The organism is Crossiella cryophila (assembly GCF_014204915.1).
Lineage (GTDB): Bacteria > Actinomycetota > Actinomycetes > Mycobacteriales > Pseudonocardiaceae > Crossiella > Crossiella cryophila.
On sequence record NZ_JACHMH010000001.1, the window covers coordinates 4847013 to 4868546 of the forward strand.

A 21534-nucleotide genomic window follows, 5' to 3' on the forward strand; every position below is an offset into this window, starting at 1 on the left:
GCTTCTCCTACCAGCAAGGAACGCCGCGAGGGGCGGCACAACCTAAGGGGTAGGAACATGAACCGCAGGACCGGACACCTGATTCTCGCCGCGGCCGCCACCGCCATCACCGCCGCCGCTCTCCCCGGCACCGCGTCCGCGGACATCGCTCCGCCGCCGGTCTGCGTGAAGTCCACCGACGTCACCGGCCCCGCCTTCGACGTCAAGCAGTGCAACGTCAGCGACGTCGACCAGTTCCGCGCCGGCCTGGAGAACAACGGCAACGCCTACTGCGGCCCGGCCAGCCTCTACAACGTCCTGCACTACTTCGCCAAGGACCGCAACGCCCCGGTCGGCTGGCTGACCACCGACCTGCGCAACGTCGACCCCAAGAACCCCGCGCAGTACAACCTGGTCACCAACTCCATCGGCCGGATCGGCGTGGACGCCAAGTACGACGGCGGCACCAAGATGGGCAACCTGCGCACCGCCTTCGACATCGCCACCGGCAAGGCCCGCAACGCCGGCTGGGCCACCGGCACCGGCAACATCAGCTCGCACACCAGCCAGGACTTCAGCGGCGACCTGGCCAAGCGGCTCAACTCCGGTTCGGTCCAGCTGGTCTACGGCCGTTACAAGGCAGGCCCCACCACCGGCAGCCTGGAGCGCAACGGCGGGCACATCGTCACCGTGGTCGCGGCCAAGGGCGACTTCGGCGGCAACACCGTGCAGCTGAAGCTGGCCGACCCCGGCCGGGCCGGGGACCACGGGGACGAGGGGTACCTGAACGACCAGTCGGCCTACGAGTCGCTGGACGTGACGCTGACCAAGCGCAGCATCAACGAGTACGTGCCGGTGGATGACGACGTGAACACCACCGAGGACGAGAGCCTGCAGCCGGGCACCTACCGCACGGTGACCAGGTGGGAGCTGACCGGGCCGCGCTACATCGGGACCACCCGGCAGATGGTGGAGACCTTCAACTGGTTCGCGATGGCTCCGCCGGTGGGCTGAGCCCGCGATGAAAGGCCCCCTCGACCTGAGGGGGCCTTTCGGCTGTCCGGCTCGCCTTCCGCAGCGGCTGGTCGGCGTGGATGAACAACGCGGTCCGCACGGTGGCGACGACGTTGTTGGCCCCGTGCGCGGGTAGGCGCGTCAAGAACGGTCATGACTTCCCCTCGGTCTGTCTATCTGTTATAGATTGCATATAACAGATAGACTGGACCGTGTGCAGCTGAGCATCGACCTCGACAGCGAGGTGCCGATCTACCAACAGATCCGGGATCGGATCGTGGAAGCGGTCGCCGACGGCGGCCTGGCCGAGGGCAGTCCACTGCCGTCCACCCGGCAGCTGGGCGCCGACCTGGCGGTCAACTTCCACACCGTGAACAAGGCCTACGACCTGCTCCGGCGGGAAGGGGTGATCCGGATCAACCGCAAGAGCGGCGCGGTGGTGCGCCGCGACGCCGGTTCCGGGCCGCCGGAGCCGGGATTCACCGAGGACTGGCAGCCGCGACTGCGCACGCTGCTGGCCGAGGCCGCGGTGCAGGGAGTCGGGGCCGATGAGGTGCTGCGGCGGTGTGGCGAGGTGCTCGCCACGTTCCGCACTGGGGAGGAGAACGACACGTGACCATGACTGTGCTGCTCGACCTGCTGGTGATCGCACTGGTCACCGCGGTGGCCTGGGCCGGGCCGCTGCTGGCCCGGCCGACCCTGCCCTTCGGGGTCAGGGTGCCGGCCGCCCGCGCCGAGGACCCGGCGATCCTGGAACACCGCACCCGCCATGGCCACCGGGTGCTGGCCCTCGGCGCGATCGCCGCGGTCAGCCTGCTCGGCTGGTGGCTGTGGACCGGCTGGGTGCCGGGCCCGGAACTGATCCTGCTGCCGATGCTGGGTGCGGGTATCGCCTGCGGTCTGCTGGCCGCGCGGGAAGTCCGGAAAACCAAGCGGGACAACGACTTCGACGCGGACACCCGCCGGGTCGCCACCGCCGACCTCGGCCTGCGCACCAACCCGGTCCGCCTGCCCTGGCCCTGGCTGGCGCCCGCGATCCTGCTCACCGGCGCCACCGCCCTGCTGCACAGCCTGACCCCGGGCGCCACCTTCGCGCCGGTGCTCGCCCAGCTGCTGCTGATCGCGCTGGTACTGCTGGTCGCGGCCGGAATCCTGCGCGCCCGCCCGGAAATCGAGCCCGAACGCCCGGTCGGTTCGGCCCGCCGCTACCGCCGGTACCTGCACCGCTTCACCCGGCTGCTGCTGGCCTCGGCAGCCCTGGCCAACCTCACCGTGCTCGCGCATGCCTTGTCGCAGTGGGGAATTCTCCCCGCGGGCGGCTGGTTCACCGCACTCGGCTACCTGCCACTGGCACTGGCGCTGGCCGCCTGGCTGCACTTCAGCATCCGGGTCGGCGAGGCCGGGCACCGCCTGCCGGCCGAACCCGGCGAACAGGCTCCGATGCCAGTGCGCCGCGACGACGACCGGCACTGGCACCTGGCCGGGATGATCTACCTCAACCGCCGCGACCCGGCCGTGCTGGTGCACCGCCGCGCCGGTCTGTTCTGGACGCTCAACCTGGGCCACCCGCTCGCCTGGACCGCCGCCACCGCGGTCCTCGTGCTGGCCGCACTGACCTCCCTCGGCGTGCTCGAACTGCCCAGCCGGAGCTGACCCGGCGAAAAGCCGCGAAACGGTGAAGAACCCCCAATCCGCCCGCTCACCTGCTTAGACTCCCGCGGACCCGCCCCGGCGACCGTGAGGAGAACCGTGCCCCTGTTCCTGACCCGGCTGCTCGCCCGGCTCGCCTTCCTCAGCAGCTGGGCGACCCCGGCCGCGGTGGTGCTGTTCGTGTTCTGCACCAGCTGGCCGCTGATGGCCCTGGCCGAACCCGCGGACAACGACCTGGTGCGACCGGGCAACTACTGGTGGTACTTCGTGGTCACCGCCGCCACCGTGGGCTACGGCGACCTGTACCCGACCTCGGACTGGGGCCATGTGGTCGGGGTGTACGTGATCATCGGCGGGATCGTGGCGCTGACCACGGTGTTCACCAAACTCGCCACGGTGCTGGAACAGGCGAAGGGACGGCGCATGCTGGGCTCCAACACGGTGGACGCCACCGGCCACATCGTGCTGCTCGGCTACGAGCCGGGCCGCACCGAACGTTTCGTGGACCGCCTGCGCGCCGAGGGCGCCGACCGGGTGGTGCTGTGCGCCCCGGAGGAGGTCGGCACCCACCCGATGCCCAGCCCCGAGATCGACTTCGTCCGCGGCCAGCTCACCGACGAATCCGTGCTGCGCCGCGCCGCCGTACCCAAGGCCGCCGCCGTGCTCATCGACGCCCACGACGACAACGAGGCCCTGGCCATCGCGGTCGCCGTCGACCACCTGGGTTCACCCGCGCACATCGTGGTCGCCCTGCGCGACACCGACCGCACCAGCCTGATGCACTACGTCGACAAGAACATCCACTGCGTGCCCTGGCACATGCCCCGGATGATCTCCGAGGAGCTGACCTCGCCGGGGATCGCGGAGGTGTACACGGAGCTGATGGCGCACGGCGGCGCGAACACGTATTCGTTGCGGATCCCGGAATCGCTGGGGGCGGTGTCCATTGAGGACTGTCAGTTGGCGTTGGGGCGCAAGCACGGGGTGACGGTGCTGGCGGTGCGGGACGGGGCGGGGGCGCTGGTGGTGAATCCGAGCTGGCAGAGTGAGGCTGCGGCGGGGTCGGTGTTGTATTACGTGAGTCCGCGGCGGTTGTCGGATCGGCAGGTCGAGGACGCGCTGCGGGGTTGATCGTTTCTGGCTGCGGCTGGGAGTGGGGTTCGATTGCCTGGGTTTCTTGAATTTCGCAGTTGCTTCAGTGTTGAGTGAAATCAATCTTCGCTGGTCAAGGGCATGGCCTAGCCTAGAGGCGTGGGTGTGCGGAAGTAGCTTGTGCCCGCCTTGGCGGTACAGTGACCTGGCAAGGAGGGGTACCCATGACGGCGTTGCCGACCGACTACCTGTACCCGCCCCCGGGTGGGTGGACGCTGGCTGACGTACGGGCCCTTCCGGAGAAGTGTCGTGTGGAAGTGCTTGACGGAGCCCTCATCGTGAACCCCAGTCCACTGCCGATCCACCAGCGCATCATGCGCCGACTCGCTGCGGCCCTGGAGCCCGCGTTGTCGCCGGAGTGGCAGCTGGAGGTCGACATCGACGTGCTCCTGGAAGAGGAGCCGCTCGACTACGTCGCCCCAGACATCGTGGTCTTCTCGGCCACCGTCCCGTTGACCACCCGCCCGATTCCCGCGGGCACCGTGTTACTCGCGGTCGAGGTGGTATCCAAGGGGTCTCGTCGTGAGGACCGGGGTTCCAAACCGCTGGCCTACGCCGAGGCCGGAGTCCCGCACTACTGGCGGCTGGAAAGCCAGGCCAGTGGTGCGCTGGCCCCGGTCATGCACACCTACGTCCTGGACGTGGTGACCGGCTCCTACACCGAGACCGGTGCGCACCAAGGCCGGTTGCGCAGCGCGGTGATCGGTCCCGTCGACATCGATCTCGCCGCACTCACCCGCTGACCGCCTACTCCACCACCGTCGCCAGCCCCCGCAACCGCGTCACATCCTGACCCGGCGGCGCGCCGAACATCCGCCGATACTCCCGGCTGAACTGCGAAGCGCTGTCATACCCCACCGAATGCCCCACCGCCGCCACCTCCCCGCCCGCGGTCAGCAACTGCAACCGGGCCTTCTGCAGCCGCAGATGTTTCTGGTACTGCACCGGACTCATCGCGGTCACCGCGCGGAAGTTGCGGTTCAGCGTGGACACGCTCAGCCCGATCGCCTCGGCCAGATCGTCCACCCGCAGCACCTGGTCGAAACGGTGCTGGATCCAGCGGATGGCTTGCGCGATGGTGGTCAGGCGGCTGTCGGCCAGGCCGATCTGCCGGACCAGGCCGGCCTGGGGGCCGGTCATCAGGCGCCAGTGGATCTCGCGGCGGATCGCGGGGCCGAGGACGCGCAGGTCCTGGGGGGAGTCGGTCAGGCGAAGCAGGCGGAGGACGGCGTCGAGTAGGGCTTGGCCTGCGGTGTTGACCGCGATGGCGATGCCGTCGGACGGGGTGGGGTGGCCGGGGCCGGCGTCGAGCAGGAGTTGGGCGATGGTCCTGGCGTCCAGGGGGAGGCCGAAGCCGAGGAAGGGTTGGGTGGCGGTGGCTTCGGTCACCTGGGAGACCAGGGGGAGGTCGACGGTGACGACCAGGTATTCGCCCGCGTGGTACTCGAAGACGTGTTCGGCCAGGGTGGAGCGTTTGGCGCCTTGGACGACCAGGGCGAAGGCCGGTTCGGCCACGGTGCCGAGGGGTTCGGTCGCCTCCGGGGTCGAGGCCACGATGAAGCCGTTGTCGCGCAAGGGGTGTGGGCTGCCTGCGGCCAGGGTGTGGATGCGGGTGCGGAGTTCGGCCAGGACGTCCATGGGGTCAGTGAAGCAGGGTGGCGGGGGCAAGCCAACTCGATCCGGGCGAAGTTGAGCGGATCGTGCACTCGGCTGAGCCCATTGGTCTAGGGGATCGGGGGTGGGGCTGGTGGAATCAAGGGGTAGCGCGGGTGGCCGTCCCGGTGGGCCCGATGATCATTCTGGAGTGCGCGAGATGTCTCTTGATTCCTATGTCACCCTTGGCCGGTCCGGCCTTCGGGTGAGCCCGTTCACGTTGGGCACCATGACTTTTGGCCAGGATCACGGCTGGGGCAGCAGTGTCGGGGAGTCCACCGAGATCCTGGCGGCCTACCTGGACCGGGGCGGCAACTCGGTGGACACCGCCAACATCTACACCAACGGTCACGCCGAGGCGATCATCGGTGACTACCTGGCGAGCCGGCCGGGGGTGCGTGACCGGATCGTGCTGGGCACCAAGTTCTTCGCCAACCTGCACGAGCAGGATCCCAACGGCGGTGGGCCGGGCCGCAAGGCGATCATGAACCAGCTGGAGGACTCGCTGCGGCGGCTGCGCACCGATCACGTGGATCTGTACTGGCTGCACAACTTCGACCCGGTGACCCCGGTCGAGGAGACCCTGCGCACCCTGGACGATCTGGTCCGCGCCGGGAAGATCCGCTACATCGGCTTCTCCGACGTGCCCGCCTGGGCCACCGCCGAGGCCGCCACCATCACCCGGTTCCGTGGCTGGGCCCCGATCGTCGGCCTGCAGCTGGAGTACAGCCTGCTGGAACGCACCTCCGAGGGCGAGCTGCTGCCGATGGCGCAGGCACTGGGCATGGGTGCGATGGCGTGGAGCCCGTTGCGCAGTGGGCACCTCTCCGGCAAGTACACCCGCGCCAACGGCGGCCCGGTGGACACCGCCCGCGGCGACCTGGTCGGCGGCCCCCGCGAACGCGACTACCCGGTGCTGGAGGTCCTGGACAAGGTGGCGGCCGAGGCGGGCGCGACCCCGGCGGCGGTGGCCCTGGCCTGGGTGCACGGCCGCGCGGGCATCGCCTCCACCATCCTGGGCGCGCGCAGGCGCGAGCAGTTCGAGCAGAACCTGGCCGCCCTGGACGTCACCCTCACCGCGGCCCAGGTCGCGGCGCTGGAGGAGGTGTCCGCGCCCAGCCTGAACTTCCCGGCCGAGAACAACCGGACCCTGGCCAGGGCGTTGCAGTTCGCCGGGGCCAGGGTGGACGGGGTCGAGTCCGCGGTGCTGCCGCTGTTGCGGGCCAGCGCGGTCCGGTACTGACATCTTCAGCATCCCGACAGCCCGCACACAGCTCCACGACAGTCGCCGCCCGCACTGTGGTGGCATGCGCAACCGCCACCGCACCTACCAGGGCCGCCCACTTCCCCGGCCGCAGGACGAGGTCGTCGACCAGGGTCTGGGGTTCGATCTGGGCACATTGTTGAGTCGCCGTCGGGTGCTGGGGTTGTTCGGGCTCGGCGCCGCCGGACTGGCGTTGAGCGCGTGCACCCCCAGCGCCACGGGCACCGCCCCCGCGAGCACGTCCGCCGCCGCCGCGTCGCTGGCGGAGATCCCGGAGGAGACCGCGGGGCCGTTCCCCGGTGATGGGTCGAACGGGCCGGATGTGTTGGCGCAGAGCGGGATCGTGCGCGGTGACATCCGGTCCAGTTTCGGTTCGGCCAGTGCTACCGCGACCGGGGTGCCGCTGACCCTTGAACTGTCCATTGTGGACCTGGGTAACGGTGGCAGGCCGTTCCAGGGCGCGGCGGTCTATGTCTGGCAGTGCGATGCGCTGGGGCGGTACTCGATGTACTCCGACGGGGTGCGGGAGGAGAACTACCTGCGGGGTGTGCAGATCGCCGACGCCGAGGGGCGGGTGCGGTTCCAGAGCATTTATCCCGCCTGTTATCCGGGGCGCTGGCCGCACATCCATTTCGAGGTCTATCCGGACCGGAACAGCATCACCGAGGTGGCGAATGTGCTGGTCACCTCCCAGGTCGCGTTGCCGAAGGACGCGTCGGAGGCGGTGTACGCCCAGCCTGGTTACGAGCAGTCCGGGCCGACCTTCCGGCAGGTCAGCCTGGAACGCGACAGTGTGTTCCGGGACGATGGCGGTGTCAGTCAGCTGGCCAAGGTGACCGGGGCGGTGGGCACCGGGTACACGGCGGTCTTGCGGGTCGGCGTGGACAGCTGAGTTCGGGACATTTGTACCGGGATTTTGCGTACATCAGTCGATTACGGCGGACCCGAACTGATCCCTACCTTCTAGACGCGTCCTTTCGGCGCACTGGGGATCGGTTCACAGGGGGTTCGGATGACAGCCGCCGTGCTGCGTCATGTCCGTCGTCGAGTTGGCGTGGTCGGGATGGTCGCGGTGCTGGCCGGTTCCGCGGTGCTCGCGCTGCCCGCGGTGGCCGCGCCCGCCGGGCCCGCGCAGCGGGTGGAGATCGAGTCGGAGCGGACCGAGACCGCGCAGGTCTTCCGCGAACCGGACGGCTCGCGCACCCTGGAACAGCATCCGCGCCCGGTGCGGGTGCGCGCGGGCGCGGGCTGGCGGGCCCCGGACACCACCCTGCGCACGGAGTCCGACGGCCGGGTGTCGCCGGTGGCCGCGGCGCTGCCGATCACCTTCTCCGGTGGCGGTCGCGGGCCGTTCGCGCGGATCGGTCAGGCCGGGTCGGCGCTGGAGTTGAGCTGGCCGGATCCGCTGCCCAGGCCGACGCTCGCCGGTGCCTCGGCGACCTATGCCGAGGTGCTGCCCGGCGTTGACCTGCGGGTGACCGCCGAGGTCAGCGGGTTCACCCACCTGCTGGTGGTGCGCACGGCCGAGGCGGCCCGGCAGCCAAGGCTGGCGAAGCTGACCTTCGGCACCCGCGCGGACGGGCTGACCATGGCGACCGGCGAGCGCGGTGGGCTCACCGCGACCGTGCCGGACGGCAAGGTGGTGTTCCGGGCTCCGCAGGCCCAGATGTGGGACTCGCCGAGCACCGGACCGCGTGCTCCCGGTGCCACCGGTGCTGCCGCGCGGCGGGTGGAGATGCCGGTGGAGCTGGGCAGGGGCACGTTGAGCGTGACCCCGGACCGGGCCATGCTGGCCGATCCGGCCACCCGGTTCCCGGTCTACATCGACCCGGGCTGGGACGGCGAACCCGGTGGCTGGGGCCTGATCTACGGCGCCCCGGACTCCTATCGGAATCAGGCCTATTGGCGGGGTGACGGCGACGGTATCGCCAAGGTCGGGTACAGCAACTGGGAACGGCCGACCGTGCTGGCCCGGTCCTTCTTCCAGTACGACGTGCAGAGCCTGAAGAACCGCCGGATCTCCATTGGCAGAAGCAGTTTCGACGTGTTCCAGAGTTACGCGCCCTCCTGCCAGGCGCGCTGGACCGAACTGTGGCAGACCAAGACCTACGAGCCGTGGACCACCTGGGAGAGCCAGCCCGACGGGGTGCGCAAGCTCGGCGAGCACAACGTGGCGCGTGGCTACAACGCGGCCTGTCCAGGGGACTGGCTCGGCTTCGACGTGCATGCCGCCGCGGTGGACGCGGTGGGCGGCAACGGGTTCGTCACGCTGATGCTGCGCGCCCGTGATGAGGGCGATCCGATGGCCTGGCGCAAGTACCACGCCAACCCCAAACTGGTGATCAACTACAACACCTACCCCGATCAGCCCGGCGAGTTGAACGCCGCGGGCAAACCGTGTGCGGTGCAGCCGCAGGAGCCGCATCTGCGGATCACCACGCCGCAGCTCAACGCGACCGTGGGCGATCCGGACGGCGGCATGGTGGCCGCGGAGTTCGAGTGGTGGATCCGCGGGGAGCGGCCGGTCGGGTCCGTCCGCACCGCCACCCAGCACTCCGGCAGCCCGTTCAGCGCCACGATTCCGGCCGGGACCTTCGGCGATGGCAGCCGGATCGGTTGGCGGGTAAGGGCTTTCGACGGTGAACTCTTCGGGGACTGGTCGTCCTGGTGCGATGTCACCATCGACCTGACCTCCCCGCGCACCGCGCCGGAGGTCAGCTCCGCGGACTATCCGGCGGAGCAGAACGGCGGCGGCATCGGCAAGACCGGCTGGTTCACCCTGTCCGCGCCGGGTGAGGCCGATATCGCCGAGTTCCGGTACCGGCTGACCACCACCGAACTGCGCACGGTGCCCGCGGTGAACGGCAAGGCCACCGTGCCGCTGACCCCGCCGCGGGACCAGCGCAACATCGCCGAGGTCTACGCGGTGGACAAGGCCGGAAACATCTCGCCCAAGCGCAGCTACGGATTCTTCGTGCGCAGCACCAGGTTCCCGCCGGTGCGGCACTGGCGGCTGGACGGGAAACTGCCCAGCACCACCGTGCCGGACGCCCTGGCCAGCGGCGCCACCGGCAGCTTCAGCCAGGGACCGGTGAGCTGGACGGCAGGCCGGGACGGCGACGCGCTGCTCTTCGACGGCCGCGACGGCCAGCTCGGCCTGGGCCCGAAGTCCACCGTGCACACCGGGGACAGCTTCTCCGTCTCCGCCTGGGTGCGGCTGGACCGGCTGGACGGGCCGTGGCAGACCGCGGTCAGCCAGGACGGCACCCACGCCAGCGGGTTCTACCTGCAGTACCGCAGTGATGAGCGGCGCTGGGCGTTCACCATGCCGGAGGCCGATCAGCACAACTTCGGCAAGGACCGGGTGAGCGCGGATGTGCCGGTGCGCCAAGGGGTGTGGACGCACCTGGTCGGGGTGTACGACTCGGCGGCCGAGCAGTCGCTGCGGATCTACGTGGACGGCCGGTTCGCCGGCGCGGCCGAGCACAAGGCACGCTGGCACGCCGGTGGCGAGGTGCGGATCGGGCGCGGCAAGTACAACGGCGCGGCGGTGGACTTCCTCGCCGGCGCGGTCGACGACGTGCGGATCTACGATCGGGTGCTCGGCGACGGGCGGATCAACCCCGGTGACCGGGTGGCCGAGGGTTCGGACGTGCACACCCTGTCCACCAAGTGGTTGCAGGAGTCCGGGCAGTGGCTCGCCGAGGAGAACTCGGGCCGGGTGGCCGGGGATGTCTCGGGCAACTACCGGGAGGCGGGTTTCCAGGGCGGGGTGGCCTGGGCGCCCGGCCGGGTCGGCACCGCGGTGCGGTTCAACGGCATCGACGGGCACCTGAGCACCAGCGGACCCGCGGTGCGCACCGACACCAGCTTCACCGTCAGCGGCTGGGCGAAGGCCGATTCCTATGGCGCGCAGTCGATGACCCTGGTCAGTCAGGACGGGGACCGGGCCAGCGGGTTCAGCCTGGGCTACGACGGGGCGCGCGGGCGCTGGGCCTTCGGGATGAACCGGACCGACGGCGACGGGGCGGTGCTGGACGCGGCGGTGTCCGGGACCGGGCCGAAGCCGGGTGTCTGGACCCACCTGGCCGGACGCTACGACGCGGCCGCGGAGGAACTCCAGCTGTTCGTGGACGGCAAACCCGAAGGGCTGCACCGGTTCCGGGCCACCTGGTCGGCAGGGGGCGGGTTGAAGATCGGCCGGGCCAAGGCCGACGGCGCTCCGCTGCGGCACTGGCGCGGGGAGGTCGACGAGGTGCGGATCGTGGGTGGTCTGCGCACGGAGGACCAGCTCAAGGAGGAGACCGCGCTGCCGTGGACCGGGCGACCGCTGATCCGGGACGGCCTCAACCGCTACTACGGCCACAACCGGGATCACTTCACCACCGGCGGCGCGGGCGCGGGCGGGGCGGCTCCGCCCGGGTACCACCTGGAGCACGAGCTGGGCTGGTTCGCCCCCGAGGGCGCGCCGAACACGCTGACCCTGTACTCCTGCCTGACCGGGGAGAACCAGTTCACCTCGGCCGAGGCGAACTGCGAGGGCTTCCGCAGGCTGGCCACCCTCGGCCAGATCTACCGGAACCCGCCGGCGGGTGAGCCGACCGTGCCGTTGCAGCGCTGCCGCACCGAGGGCGGCGAGCACTTCGAGTCGACGCACCCCGACTGCGAGGGCAAGACCGTGGAGCACCGGCTCGGCTATCTGCGGGCCTACGCGCCGCTGGTGCGTTATGCCCAGCAGGACCAGCCCGGCGACCACCTCACCTCGGTCGGCGGGGTGCCCACCGGGTACCGGGCGGAGTGGCGGATGGGCATCCTGCCGTTCATCCCGCAGCCGGGCACCAAGGCCCTGGAACTGTGTCTGGACGGCACGGACGCGTTCACCGCGCTGGAAACCGACTGCGGCGGCAAGACCAAGTTGCGCACGCTGGGCTGGATTCACACCGAACCACCGGCCGGCAAGGAGTCGGCCCGGTTGCTGCGCTGCCGGCTGCCCAACGGGGAACGCTTCGACAGCACCGATCCCGGCTGCGAGGGCCAGACACCGGACGGCGTCCTCGGCTACCTGATCACCCGCCTCTGAGCCGTCATCCCACTGGGGGAGAACAACAATGAAAGCCAAGAAGACCCGCACCCCGAAGGTGTGTTGGCCGTTGTCGTACACAGTGTTGGCCGAACTGGTACGCCCATCCGGCCAACACCCCGCCCACAACGGCCAACACACCGTCCACAACGGCCAACACGCCGTCCAGTTCGGCCAACACACCGTCCATAACGGCCAACACACCGTACGAGAACGGCCAACACGGGGGTGGGTAGCGCTTCGCTGGGTGAGCGCGATTCTGTCGACTGTGGTGCTGGCGAGTACCGCGCAGGCGCTGCCCGCTGTCGCCGCACCCGTGCCGGTGCGGTTCACGCCGGGCAAGCCCGATCCGCAGACGCCGGTGGTCCCGGTCCAGGCCGACCGGGGGGCCAGACATCAGAAGAAGGCCGACCCGCCGCGAATTGCCTGGCCTGCCAGGGATTCCGCGCGGGTGCTCGGCTCCGCGGCCAAGGCCGAGGTGCTGGATCGCGACCGTGGCAAGGCGTTCGGGGTCGACGGCCCGGTGCTGGCGGTCACCGGCAGTGGTCCGGCGGAGGTGCAGCTGGACTACGCCGCCTTCCGGGACTCCTTCGGCGGTGACTGGGCACAGCGGCTGCGACTGGCCGAACTACCCGCCTGCGCGGCCAGCACGCCCGAGCGGGCCGAATGCCGCACCAGGACACCGGTGCCCACCCGCAACGATCCGGCCACCGGCCGGGTCACCGCGCGGATCGCGCCCTCGGCACCGTCCACTGTGTACGCGTTGGAGGCCGCGCCGGAGGGGGCGACCGGGGACTACAAGGCGACTCCGGTCGCGCCGTCCGGGGACTGGCAGGTCGCCGCGCACAGCGGAAACTTCTCCTGGAACTACCCGTTCCGGGTGCCGCCGGTGCCGGGTGACCTGGCGCCGAAACTCGCACTGGGTTACTCCTCGGGTTCGGTGGACGGGCGGGTGGCCGGGGTGAACAACCAGCCCGGCTGGGCCGGTGAGGGCTGGGACTTCTGGCCAGGCCACATCTCCCGCTCCTTCAAGGCCTGCGCCCAGGACAGCACGGTGGCCACTCAGAAGACCGGCGACCAGTGCTGGGCCGGTGGACACCACCTCAGCTTCGTCAACGGCGGCCGCTCCGGCGAGCTGGTGTGGAGCGAGGCGGACAAGTTCTGGCGCAGCGCGGGCGATGACGGCTCCCGGTTCGAGCTGAAGCAGGGCGAGAGCTACCCCGGCGGGGACAAGTTCGGCGAGTACTGGGAACTGACCACCACCGACGGCACCCGCTACCAGTTCGGCGCGGTCAAGGAAGCCCAGTCGGTGTGGACCGTGCCGGTCTTCGGCAACCAGGCCGGGGAACCCTGCCACACCGGGAACTTCGCCACCTCGCACTGCGAGCGCGCCTGGCGGTGGAACCTGGACCGGGTGATCGACCGGCACGGCAACACCATCAGCTACACCTACGAGAAGGAGACCAACGCCTACGGCCTGAACATGGGCAAGGCCAAGGGTTCCTACACCCGCGGCGGCACCCTGCGCCGGGTCGACTACGGCCAGCGCGAGGGCGTGCCCGGACCCGCCGCCGCCCAGGTCCTGCTGGAGCACGCCGACCGCTGCGCACCCGGCACCGACTGCGGCCAGCGCAACGCCGCCAGCTACCCGGACGTGCCGTGGGACCTGCAATGCGACACCGCGACCTGCACCAACAGCTACGCGCCGAGCTTCTTCTCCGGCAAGCGGCTGGCCAAGTTGAGCACCCAGGTGTGGGACGGCGCCAAGTACCTGCCGGTGGACTCCTGGCAGCTCCAGCACTCCTACCCCAGGCCGGGTGACTCGACCAGGGGTTCGCTGTGGCTGGACTCGATCGTCCACACCGGACTCGCCGGTGGCGCGATCGCACTGCCCGCGGTGGAATTCGCCGGTGAGTTCAGGGAGAACCGGGTCGACACCGCCGGTGACGGCAAGCCGGAGCTGAAGAAGCAGCGGATCACCTCGATCCGCAACGAGCACGGCGGCGAGACCACCATCGGCTACAAGCAGGCCGAATGCGTGCCGGGCGCGCTGCCCAAACCGGAGGAGAACACCCAACGCTGCTTCCCGGTGCACTGGGCGCACGACGGGGGCATCGCCAAGGACGACTGGTTTCACAAGTACGTGGTGGATCACGTGTCCCTGGTCGACCGGGTCGGTGGCGCGCCGGCCCAGGAAACCCACTACGACTACCAGGGCGGCGGGGCCTGGGCCTACCAGGACAACGAGCTGATCCTGCCGGAGCGGCGGACCTGGGCGCAGTGGCGCGGCTACCACACCGTGCTGGTGCGCGAGGGGTCGGCGCAGGTCCCGGCCAGCCAGCGGCCGGAGAAGGAGCTGCGTTACTTCCGCGGCATGCACGGCGACCGGCTCAACCCCGGCGGCGGCGCCAAGCAGGTGTCCTTGCCCGACACCGAGAACCGGAACCTGGAGGACACCACCGCGCTGGCCGGGTTCCAGCGGGGCGAGATCGTGCGCGACGGCCTCAACGGCCCGGTGGTCACCGACACCGTCACCGACGCCGAGGTCCGGCGCACCGCGAACGCGCACAACCGCACCGCCTACTTCACCGGCGAATCCCGCAGCCTGGTGAAAACCACGGTCTCCCAGGGCATTCGCCGCACCGAGAAGAAAACTCGCTACGACCAGCACAACCTGCACCAGGAGGTGGCCGAACTCGGCGATCTGGCCACCGCGGCCGACGACCGGTGCGTGCGCACCAGCTACGCCCGCGACGAGCCTGCCCGGCTGCTCAACCTGGTCAGCCGGACCGAAACGGTCGCGGTCGCCTGCGACGCGCCGGTGAAACGGCCGGAACAGGTGGTCTCCGACCAGCGCACCCACTACGACGGCAAACCGTGGGGCCAGCCGCCGACCAGGGGCGATGTCACCCGCACCGACCGGGCCACGAGTTTCCCCGGCGGGCAGCCGAAGTACGAGCAGCTGACCAGGGCCGAGCACGACGGGTACGGCCGGGTGCTGCACAGCTTCGACGCACTGGACCGGCGCACCAGCAACGCCTACCAGCCGGAGACCGGACCCACCCGGACCACGGTGGTCACCAACCCGCTCGGGCACACCAACACCACCGAGCTGCGCCCGGAATGGGGCAGTGTCGCCTCCACTGTGGACGCCAACGAGTTGCGCACCAGCCAGACCTACGACGCGCTGGGCCGGGTCACCGCGGTGTGGAAGCCGGGCCGCACCCAGGGCCGGGACGACCCGCACCTGCGCTACACCTACCAGCTTCGCGGCCGGGACGGGGTCAGCGCGGTGAGCACGGAAACCCTGCGTGGCAGCGGGGATTACGTGGTGGCGCACCAGCTTTTCGACGGTCACCTCCGCCCACGCCAGTCCCAGACCCAGGCCTGGACCGGGGACCGCGTGGTCACCGAGAACATCTACGACAGCAGGGGACTCCAGGTACGGGAGAGCAAACCGTTCCACGCCAAGGGCAAACCCGGCATCGACCTGGTGCAGAGCCTCAAGGAGACCCCGCCGCCAGGTCAGGTGTTCACCGAGTTCGACGGGGCCCGGCGCAGTACCGCCAGCACCCTGCGCACCCCGGTGGACGAGCGGCGCACCGTCACCCGGTATCGCGGTGACCGGACCGAGGTGATCCCGCCCGCGGGTGACACCACCACCGCGACGATCACCGACGCGCACGGCCGGACCACCGAACTGCACCAGTTCCACGGCGCCGATCCCAGTGGCGCCAAGGACATCACCCGCTACACCTACTCGATCCGGGGCGAGCTGGAGACGGTCACCGACAGCGCGGGCAACCGGCCGCTGCGCACCGTGCACGACCTGGTGGGCAACCGGATCGAGGCGCACGACCCGGACAAGGGCGTCTCCCGGATGACCTACGACAACGCCGGGCTACTGCGCGCCAAGACCGACTCCCGCGGCCAGGAACTGGTCTACGGCTACGACGACCTCAACCGCCCCACCGAGATCCGCGCCAAGCAGCCCAGCGGTCAGCTCGACCTGGTCGCGAAATGGGAGTACGACACCACGCCCAGGGCCGGCGGCAAGGTGGTGCGCGGGCAGCCGTCCGCGGAGATCCGCTACGCCGGCGGCCAGGGCTACCGCAGCTCGATCCTGGCCTACGACGAGGGATACCGGCCGGTGCGCACCGAGGTCGCCCTGCCGGCCACCGAGACCGGGCTGCCCGCGAGTTACACCACGGTCAGCTCGTTCAACCCGGACGGCAGCCTGGCCACGCTGACCCTGCCCAAGATCGGCGACCTGCCGGCGGAAACGATGGTCTACCGCTACGACTCGATGGGCCTGCTGCGCACCATGTCCTCGGCCGCCGGCAACTACGTGCGGCAGACCGAGTACACCGCCTACGGCGAACTGGCCGAACTGCGCCAGGGCCCCGACGGCGCGGTGGTCTCCCAGCGCGCCGAGCGCGAGGAGGGCACCCGGCAGGTGGCCAGAACGCTGGTGGAACGGGAGATCGGCACCCGCCTGGTCGACGACACCCGCTACACCAGGGACCTGGCGGGCAACGTCAAGAAGATCAGCAGCCAGGCCGGTGACGGGCTGGACACCCAGTGCTTCAGCCACGACCACCTGCGCCGGATGACCCAGGCCTGGACCCCGGCTGCCGAGTGCGGCACCGGCCCGTCCGGCTCCCTCGGCGGCCCGGCGCCCTACCGGGTCGGACTCTCCTACGACGCCAGCGGGAACCGCCGCACCGAGACCCGCTACGGCTCCGCTCCCGGCACCGACACCGTGCGCAGCTACGACTACCCGGCCACCGGCGCGGCCCAGCCGCACGCGGTCCGCTCGGTGACCACCACCGCCCCCGGCAGTCAGCCCAGGACCGAGGACTACGGCTACACCCCAACCGGTGCGACCGAATCCCGGCCCGGCGTGCACGGCGGTCGGCAGCAGCTCGGCTGGGACGCCGAGGACCGGCTGACCGAGGTCAAGGAGGGCGACAAGACCACCAGCCACGTCTACTCCCTGGCCGGTCAGCGCCTGCTCACCCGCGACCCCGGCGGCCGCACCCTGCACCTGCCACACGGCGAACTGCGCTATGACGAGGCGAGCAAGACCCTGCGCGGCACCCGCTACTACAGCAACGGGAAGGAACGCACGATCGCGGTGCGCACCAACGGAAAGCTGTCCTGGCAGGCACTGGACCACCAGGGCACGCCGACGCTGACCGTGGACTCGGCCACCCACCAGGAAACCCGCAGGCGCCTGGACGCCTTCGGCACCCCTCGGCAGGCGGCCACCCTGCCCGGCAACCGCGGCTTCGTCGGCGGCACCGAGGACAAGTCCACCGGACTGACCCGCCTGGGCGTCCGCGACTACGACCCCGGCACCGGCCGCTTCCTGTCGGTGGACCCGCTGGTCTCCCCGCAGGATCCGCAGTCCCTCAACGGTTTCGCCTACGGCAACAACAACCCGGCCACCCTCAACGACGCCGACGGCCTGCGCGCGACCATGTGCGCGGTGATGGACGACGGCTTCCCCGGCGAACCCTGCTACGAGGAGAAGTCCGGCGAGGAGTACCAGCGGCGGATCACCGAGCGGCGCAACCAGCTCAAGGCGCCGGGCCGGTGCGGGCCGCCACGGGTCTGCAACGACGCGTACAAGCTCAAGTTCTGCGGCATGGGCGCCATGCGCGAGATCTGGCAGTCCTGCCCGGCCGCGCAACGCTCGAAGAAGGAAATTGACGACGAACGCCGCGCCGAGGACAACCGCCGCCGCGCCGCGGAGCAGGCGGAACTCCGCAAGACCATGAACTACACGACCGCGGTCTGCGAATCCCACACCGTCTCCATCATCTTCGTCAGCTACACCAGGGAGACCTGCAACCTCACCGACGCCGAGGGCACCGGAAAGAGTTCCTCGTCGAAGTTCGGGTTCGGACCGGGCCTGGGCGCGAGCAAGACGGACTCGGTCAAACACACCCCCGGCCGGATCGGCGTCGGCAACCAGGTGAGCTGGGGCGTGGACGGCAGCCTTGGCCAGGTGGGCCCCATCGGCCTGGACGGCGGGATCTCCCGGCCGATCTCCGGCAATGAACTCGGTGACCTGACCGTCGGCGGCGGCGTCTCCCAGGGTCTGGGCACCCCGCGGCTGTCCATCGGCTATGAGTACGGCACCACCTGGCGAACCTAGCCAGGGGGCTTGATGTGGCCGCCCGGCAACGACCTTCGTTGCCGGGCGGCCATCAGGCCGGAATGGCCACGTACTCGAAAACGGAGCCGTCGGGATGTCTGGCCACCAGCCGATCCCCGTTGGGACCACCGGCCGGTGCGATCAGGATCTCGCCACCGGCACTGGTGATCTCCCGGACGACCGGGCCGAGATCGTGGACCAGGACGGTCGCCGTGCGATCCGTGTAACCCTCCGAACCCGCCGCCGCCAGCAGCAGGAACGGGCCGACGCTGGCCAGGTGCACCGGGCCATGACCGAACTTCCGCGCCTCGGCGCCGGAAAGCGCCGCGTACAAGGGAATCGCCTGGTCGAGATCGGCCACGACGATCCGGGCCAGTACCCGCACGATGTTGGACACTGTCACTCCCGCTACCAGGTGACCGGCAGCGAATGGACGCCGTAGGTCACGTTTGATCTGCGATAGGAAACCTCGGTGAAGTCGATCGCCAGCCGGAGCGTGCGGAATCTCCGCAGCAGCGCGGGGAAGGCGAGGTTCAGCTCCATCCTGGCCAGTGGCAGGCCAACGCAGTGGTGGATGCCGTAGCCGTAGGCCAGATGGGACTGTCTTGGCCGGTCGAAATCCAGATGGTCCGGCCGGGGGAACCGGGCGGGGTCACGGTTTGCCGCCGGAAGTGACACCAGCACCTGATCGCCGCGCCGGATCGTGGTCCCGTTCACCACCACGTCCTCGGTGGCGGTCCGGATCTCGCCGTGCTGCGGGATGCAGACGTACCGGACCAGTTCGTCCACCGCCGAGTCCACGATCGCCGGGTCATCGCGCAGACGGGCGAGCTGATCGGGGTTGCGCAGCAGGGCCAGGGTGCCGATGCCGAGCATGTTGGCGGTGGTCTCGTGCCCTGCCACCAGCAACAGGTTGCCGATCCCGACGAGTTCCTCGTCCGTGACCTCCTTGCCGTGCCGGCGGATCACCCGGCCCAGCAGGTTGTCACCGGGGTCGGCCCTGGCGGCCGCCACCTGGGCGCGCATCCCGGCGCGCAGCGCGTCCCTGGCCGGGATCAGCGTGTCCACAGTGGACATGACGTCGGTCATGATCCTGGTAAGGCTGGCGAAGTCGAATTCGTTCGCGGTCAGGCCGAGCAGTTCGCGGATGAGCGTTGACGGCGCGGGCAAGGCGAACAGGGCGACCAGGTCGACCGGTGGTCCGGCGGCGGCCATCGCCGCGAGCCGCTCCTCGGCGATCTCGGCGAATCTCGGCCGCAGCGCCCGCACCCGCTGTTCGGTGAACTCGCCCGCGATCAGCTGCCGCAGCCGGGTGTGCTCGGGTGGATCGCATTCGATGAACGTCCCCGGCTGCTGCGACCGCAGTTCCTCGGCCAACGTCCGATCTTGAGGCTCTGGCAGCACGATCCCCAGCGGGGTCAGCGCACTGCTGAACCGGGCATCGCCGAGTACCTGGCGTGCGTCCTCGAACCGGGTGATGAGCCAGGCTTCGTCGCCGCCGTTGAGCGCGACCCGGGACACCGGCCGGGTGGCGCGGAGTTCGGCGAAGGCGGGATCCGGGTCGAACGGGCACCCGGCGGCACGCCGGTACGGCAGCGGCAAGGGCTCGGTCACAACCTGCCCCTTTCCGTGGTGCCGCCGGGAACCTGGACGGTCCAGTGGCAGCTGCGTTCGCCCAGTTCGTGCGTCACCTCGACGCCGATCCTGGCCGCCGTGCGGTGATGCAGGTCGACGCAGTATTCGCAGGGGCGCTTCAGGGTGAGTTCGACGCCCTGTGCCTGGGCGCGTTCGCGGTAGTCGTAGATGCCGCAGCGGCGGACGTCGAGTGTGGTGGTGTCCGGCTCGTCGGTCCGGACCATCTCGGAGCCGTAGACGTCCAGCATGCTCGCCAGTCCCGTCAGCAGGTCGCGGGCGCGATCGGCCGGGTCGGCGACGCGGGCGCGCATGGCCGTGGCGTTGATGGTGGCCACGTGGTCCGTCCAGGCGGGCAGGCCGTCGGCGCCGAGGTACTTCTCGATCGCGGCCTGGGTCCGGAAGTAGACGCCGAGCACGAACTGGGTTTTCTCCTCCGCGGACATGGCGGGTCAGGCTCCTCCGGTCAGTTGGGGCAGTGGGCGCGGACCCGCGGCGGTCTCGATGTCGGCGAGTGAGCCGCGGACGATCTCGGCGATGGGCGGTGGGAGCCGGTCGGTCAAGGCCTGGTCATCCAGGTCGACCAGCCGGGAGAGCTTCCAGCCGAGATAGGAGCCGAGGGAGGCCAGCGGTGGCAGCGCCGGGACCGTCCGCAGCACCAGGCGGCGACCGTGGAACACGGTGGCCAGTCGCCGTCGTATCGCGGCGAGGCCGAACGCGGTGGGTTCCCGATCCGTGGTGACCAGGCACACGACCTCGGATTTCCGCAGCGCGAGCAGGTAGTTGAGGACGGTGAAGCCCGCCAGGTCCTGGTCGTTCTCGCCCCACAAAACGGATTCCACTTCCTCCTGGCGGATGTGGTCACCGCCGAGGCGGAGGACGTCCTGTGCGCGGCCCAGCGTGCGCACCACCGGCAGCGCGACTCCGCAGGGGCACGGGATGCCGCTCACCTCGACCAGGTCGCCGGTCTGGTAGCGCAGCAACGGGCGCGCCTCCAGGTCAAGGCAGGTGACCACCAGCTCGCCTCGATCAGCGCGTTCCCTGTCGAGCAGCCGGATTCCCCGGGCGTCGGCCAGCTCGAACAGGTAGCTCTGCGTCTGGAGGTGCAGGCTGCCGTGTTCACAGGTGGCGGCGGTGGTGCCGGTCTCTGACGAGCCGAAGCTGCCGACGAACGCTCGCGCGCCGGTCAACCGTTCCAGGTGCCGCAGCAGGGCTGGGCCGGTCTGCTCGGCCAGGAGCATCAGCTTGCGGAACCGGGGGAGCGGCTCGTCGTGCCGGTACGCGAAGTGCAGCATTTCCAGCAGTCGCGACGGAGAGCCCACATAGGTGCTGATCGAGAGTTCGCGGAGCAGGCGCAGGATCCGGGTGTAGTCGCCGGTGACGTTGTCCACCCACAGGCGGACCGACAGCAGGCCGAGGTACTCCAGCACCTTCTCGAACTGGTACCCGGCGGGCGCGAACGGCCCGTTGATCAGGATCAGCGCCGAATCCGACGGACCGAGCACCCGGCCCCACATCTCGCCGATGTTGATGGTGTTCGCGGCGAGGTCCTCCAGCGCCTTGGGCGCGGCCACCGGATCACCGGTGGTGCCCGAGGACTCGTAGTAGTGCAGGAACTCGTTCACCGGCCGGGTGAACACCTCGCGGGACCCGGCCCGGAACTCCGCCCTGGTGAGGATCGGCAACTCGGCCAGCGTCTTCTCGATGAAGGCTGATGGTTCCTCATCCCGTTCTCGTACAACGGGTTCCTTGTCTCGCCAACGGGCCAGACTGCCGCTGAATCGCGGGGAGTCCGCAGCGGCGGCGAGTGTTCGAGCCAGCTTGTCCGCCCGTAGCGAGTCGAGGTCCGGCGCACCGGTGTGCGCGAGGCGGACTTCCTTGATCCGGCGGTCCACCAGATCCGCGTAGTCCGTGCGCAACTTCTGGTCTTTGAACAGCATGCGAACT

Annotated in this window: 14 protein-coding genes; 9 read left to right on the forward strand and 5 right to left on the reverse strand. The window is 70.0% G+C overall.

Going from position 1 to position 21534, the window contains the following annotated elements; genetic code table 11:
• Positions 1-57 precede the first annotated feature (57 nt).
• The 5 genes from HNR67_RS21720 to HNR67_RS21740 all read left to right on the forward strand — a co-directional run bounded on the left by HNR67_RS21720 (position 58) and on the right by HNR67_RS21740 (position 4538).
• The gene (locus HNR67_RS21720; protein WP_185004077.1) at positions 58-993 is read left to right on the forward strand and encodes a hypothetical protein; all 936 of its coding nucleotides are present in this window, start codon (positions 58-60) and stop codon (positions 991-993) included.
• A 214-nt stretch (positions 994-1207) separates the two neighbouring features.
• Positions 1208-1609, forward strand: a complete 402-nt coding sequence (locus HNR67_RS21725) for a GntR family transcriptional regulator (protein ID WP_185004078.1) — start codon at positions 1208-1210, stop codon at positions 1607-1609.
• Positions 1606-2646: a hypothetical protein gene (locus tag HNR67_RS21730; RefSeq protein WP_185004079.1), complete on the forward strand. Its 1041-nt coding sequence runs from the start codon at positions 1606-1608 to the stop codon at positions 2644-2646. The genes HNR67_RS21725 and HNR67_RS21730 overlap by 4 nt, the downstream gene beginning before the upstream one ends.
• 96 nt (positions 2647-2742) lie before the next feature.
• On the forward strand, positions 2743-3774 hold the full coding sequence (locus HNR67_RS21735) for an ion channel (RefSeq protein WP_185004080.1): 1032 nt from the start codon (positions 2743-2745) through the stop codon (positions 3772-3774).
• Between the two features lie 185 nt (positions 3775-3959).
• The gene (locus tag HNR67_RS21740) at positions 3960-4538 is read left to right on the forward strand and encodes a Uma2 family endonuclease (RefSeq protein ID WP_246492565.1); all 579 of its coding nucleotides are present in this window, start codon (positions 3960-3962) and stop codon (positions 4536-4538) included.
• A gap of 4 nt (positions 4539-4542) precedes the next feature.
• Here HNR67_RS21740 and HNR67_RS21745 read toward each other — a convergent pair whose 3' ends face one another.
• Complete coding sequence (locus HNR67_RS21745; protein WP_185004082.1) at positions 4543-5433, reverse strand: AraC family transcriptional regulator; 891 nt, start codon at positions 5431-5433, stop codon at positions 4543-4545.
• A 244-nt stretch (positions 5434-5677) separates the two neighbouring features.
• On the opposite strand from HNR67_RS21745, the gene HNR67_RS21750 reads away from it, so the two are divergent.
• From HNR67_RS21750 to HNR67_RS46295, 4 genes are all read left to right on the forward strand, one after another.
• On the forward strand, positions 5678-6691 hold the full coding sequence (locus HNR67_RS21750; RefSeq protein ID WP_246492566.1) for an aldo/keto reductase: 1014 nt from the start codon (positions 5678-5680) through the stop codon (positions 6689-6691).
• A 64-nt stretch (positions 6692-6755) separates the two neighbouring features.
• Complete coding sequence (locus HNR67_RS21755; protein WP_185004084.1) at positions 6756-7604, forward strand: intradiol ring-cleavage dioxygenase; 849 nt, start codon at positions 6756-6758, stop codon at positions 7602-7604.
• A 120-nt stretch (positions 7605-7724) separates the two neighbouring features.
• Positions 7725-11792: a LamG domain-containing protein gene (locus HNR67_RS21760; protein WP_185004085.1), complete on the forward strand. Its 4068-nt coding sequence runs from the start codon at positions 7725-7727 to the stop codon at positions 11790-11792.
• Between the two features lie 247 nt (positions 11793-12039).
• Positions 12040-17955, forward strand: a complete 5916-nt coding sequence (locus tag HNR67_RS46295) for an RHS repeat-associated core domain-containing protein (RefSeq protein ID WP_185004086.1) — start codon at positions 12040-12042, stop codon at positions 17953-17955.
• A gap of 52 nt (positions 17956-18007) precedes the next feature.
• Here HNR67_RS46295 and HNR67_RS21770 read toward each other — a convergent pair whose 3' ends face one another.
• From HNR67_RS21770 to HNR67_RS21785, 4 genes are read right to left on the reverse strand one after another with little or no spacing between them, the layout of a single operon-like run.
• The gene (locus HNR67_RS21770) at positions 18008-18352 is read right to left on the reverse strand and encodes a VOC family protein (protein ID WP_185004087.1); all 345 of its coding nucleotides are present in this window, start codon (positions 18350-18352) and stop codon (positions 18008-18010) included.
• 11 nt (positions 18353-18363) lie between these two features.
• Complete coding sequence (locus HNR67_RS46300) at positions 18364-19569, reverse strand: cytochrome P450 (RefSeq protein WP_185004088.1); 1206 nt, start codon at positions 19567-19569, stop codon at positions 18364-18366.
• Positions 19566-20033 carry a hypothetical protein gene (locus tag HNR67_RS21780; protein ID WP_185004089.1) on the reverse strand — a complete coding sequence of 156 codons (468 nt, stop codon included), beginning with the start codon at positions 20031-20033 and terminating at the stop codon, positions 19566-19568. The genes HNR67_RS46300 and HNR67_RS21780 overlap by 4 nt, the downstream gene beginning before the upstream one ends.
• Before the next feature lie 6 nt (positions 20034-20039).
• A complete protein-coding gene (locus HNR67_RS21785) occupies positions 20040-21527 on the reverse strand; it encodes a phenylacetate--CoA ligase family protein (RefSeq protein WP_185004090.1) in 1488 nt (495 codons plus the stop codon).
• Positions 21528-21534: the final 7 nt, after the last annotated feature.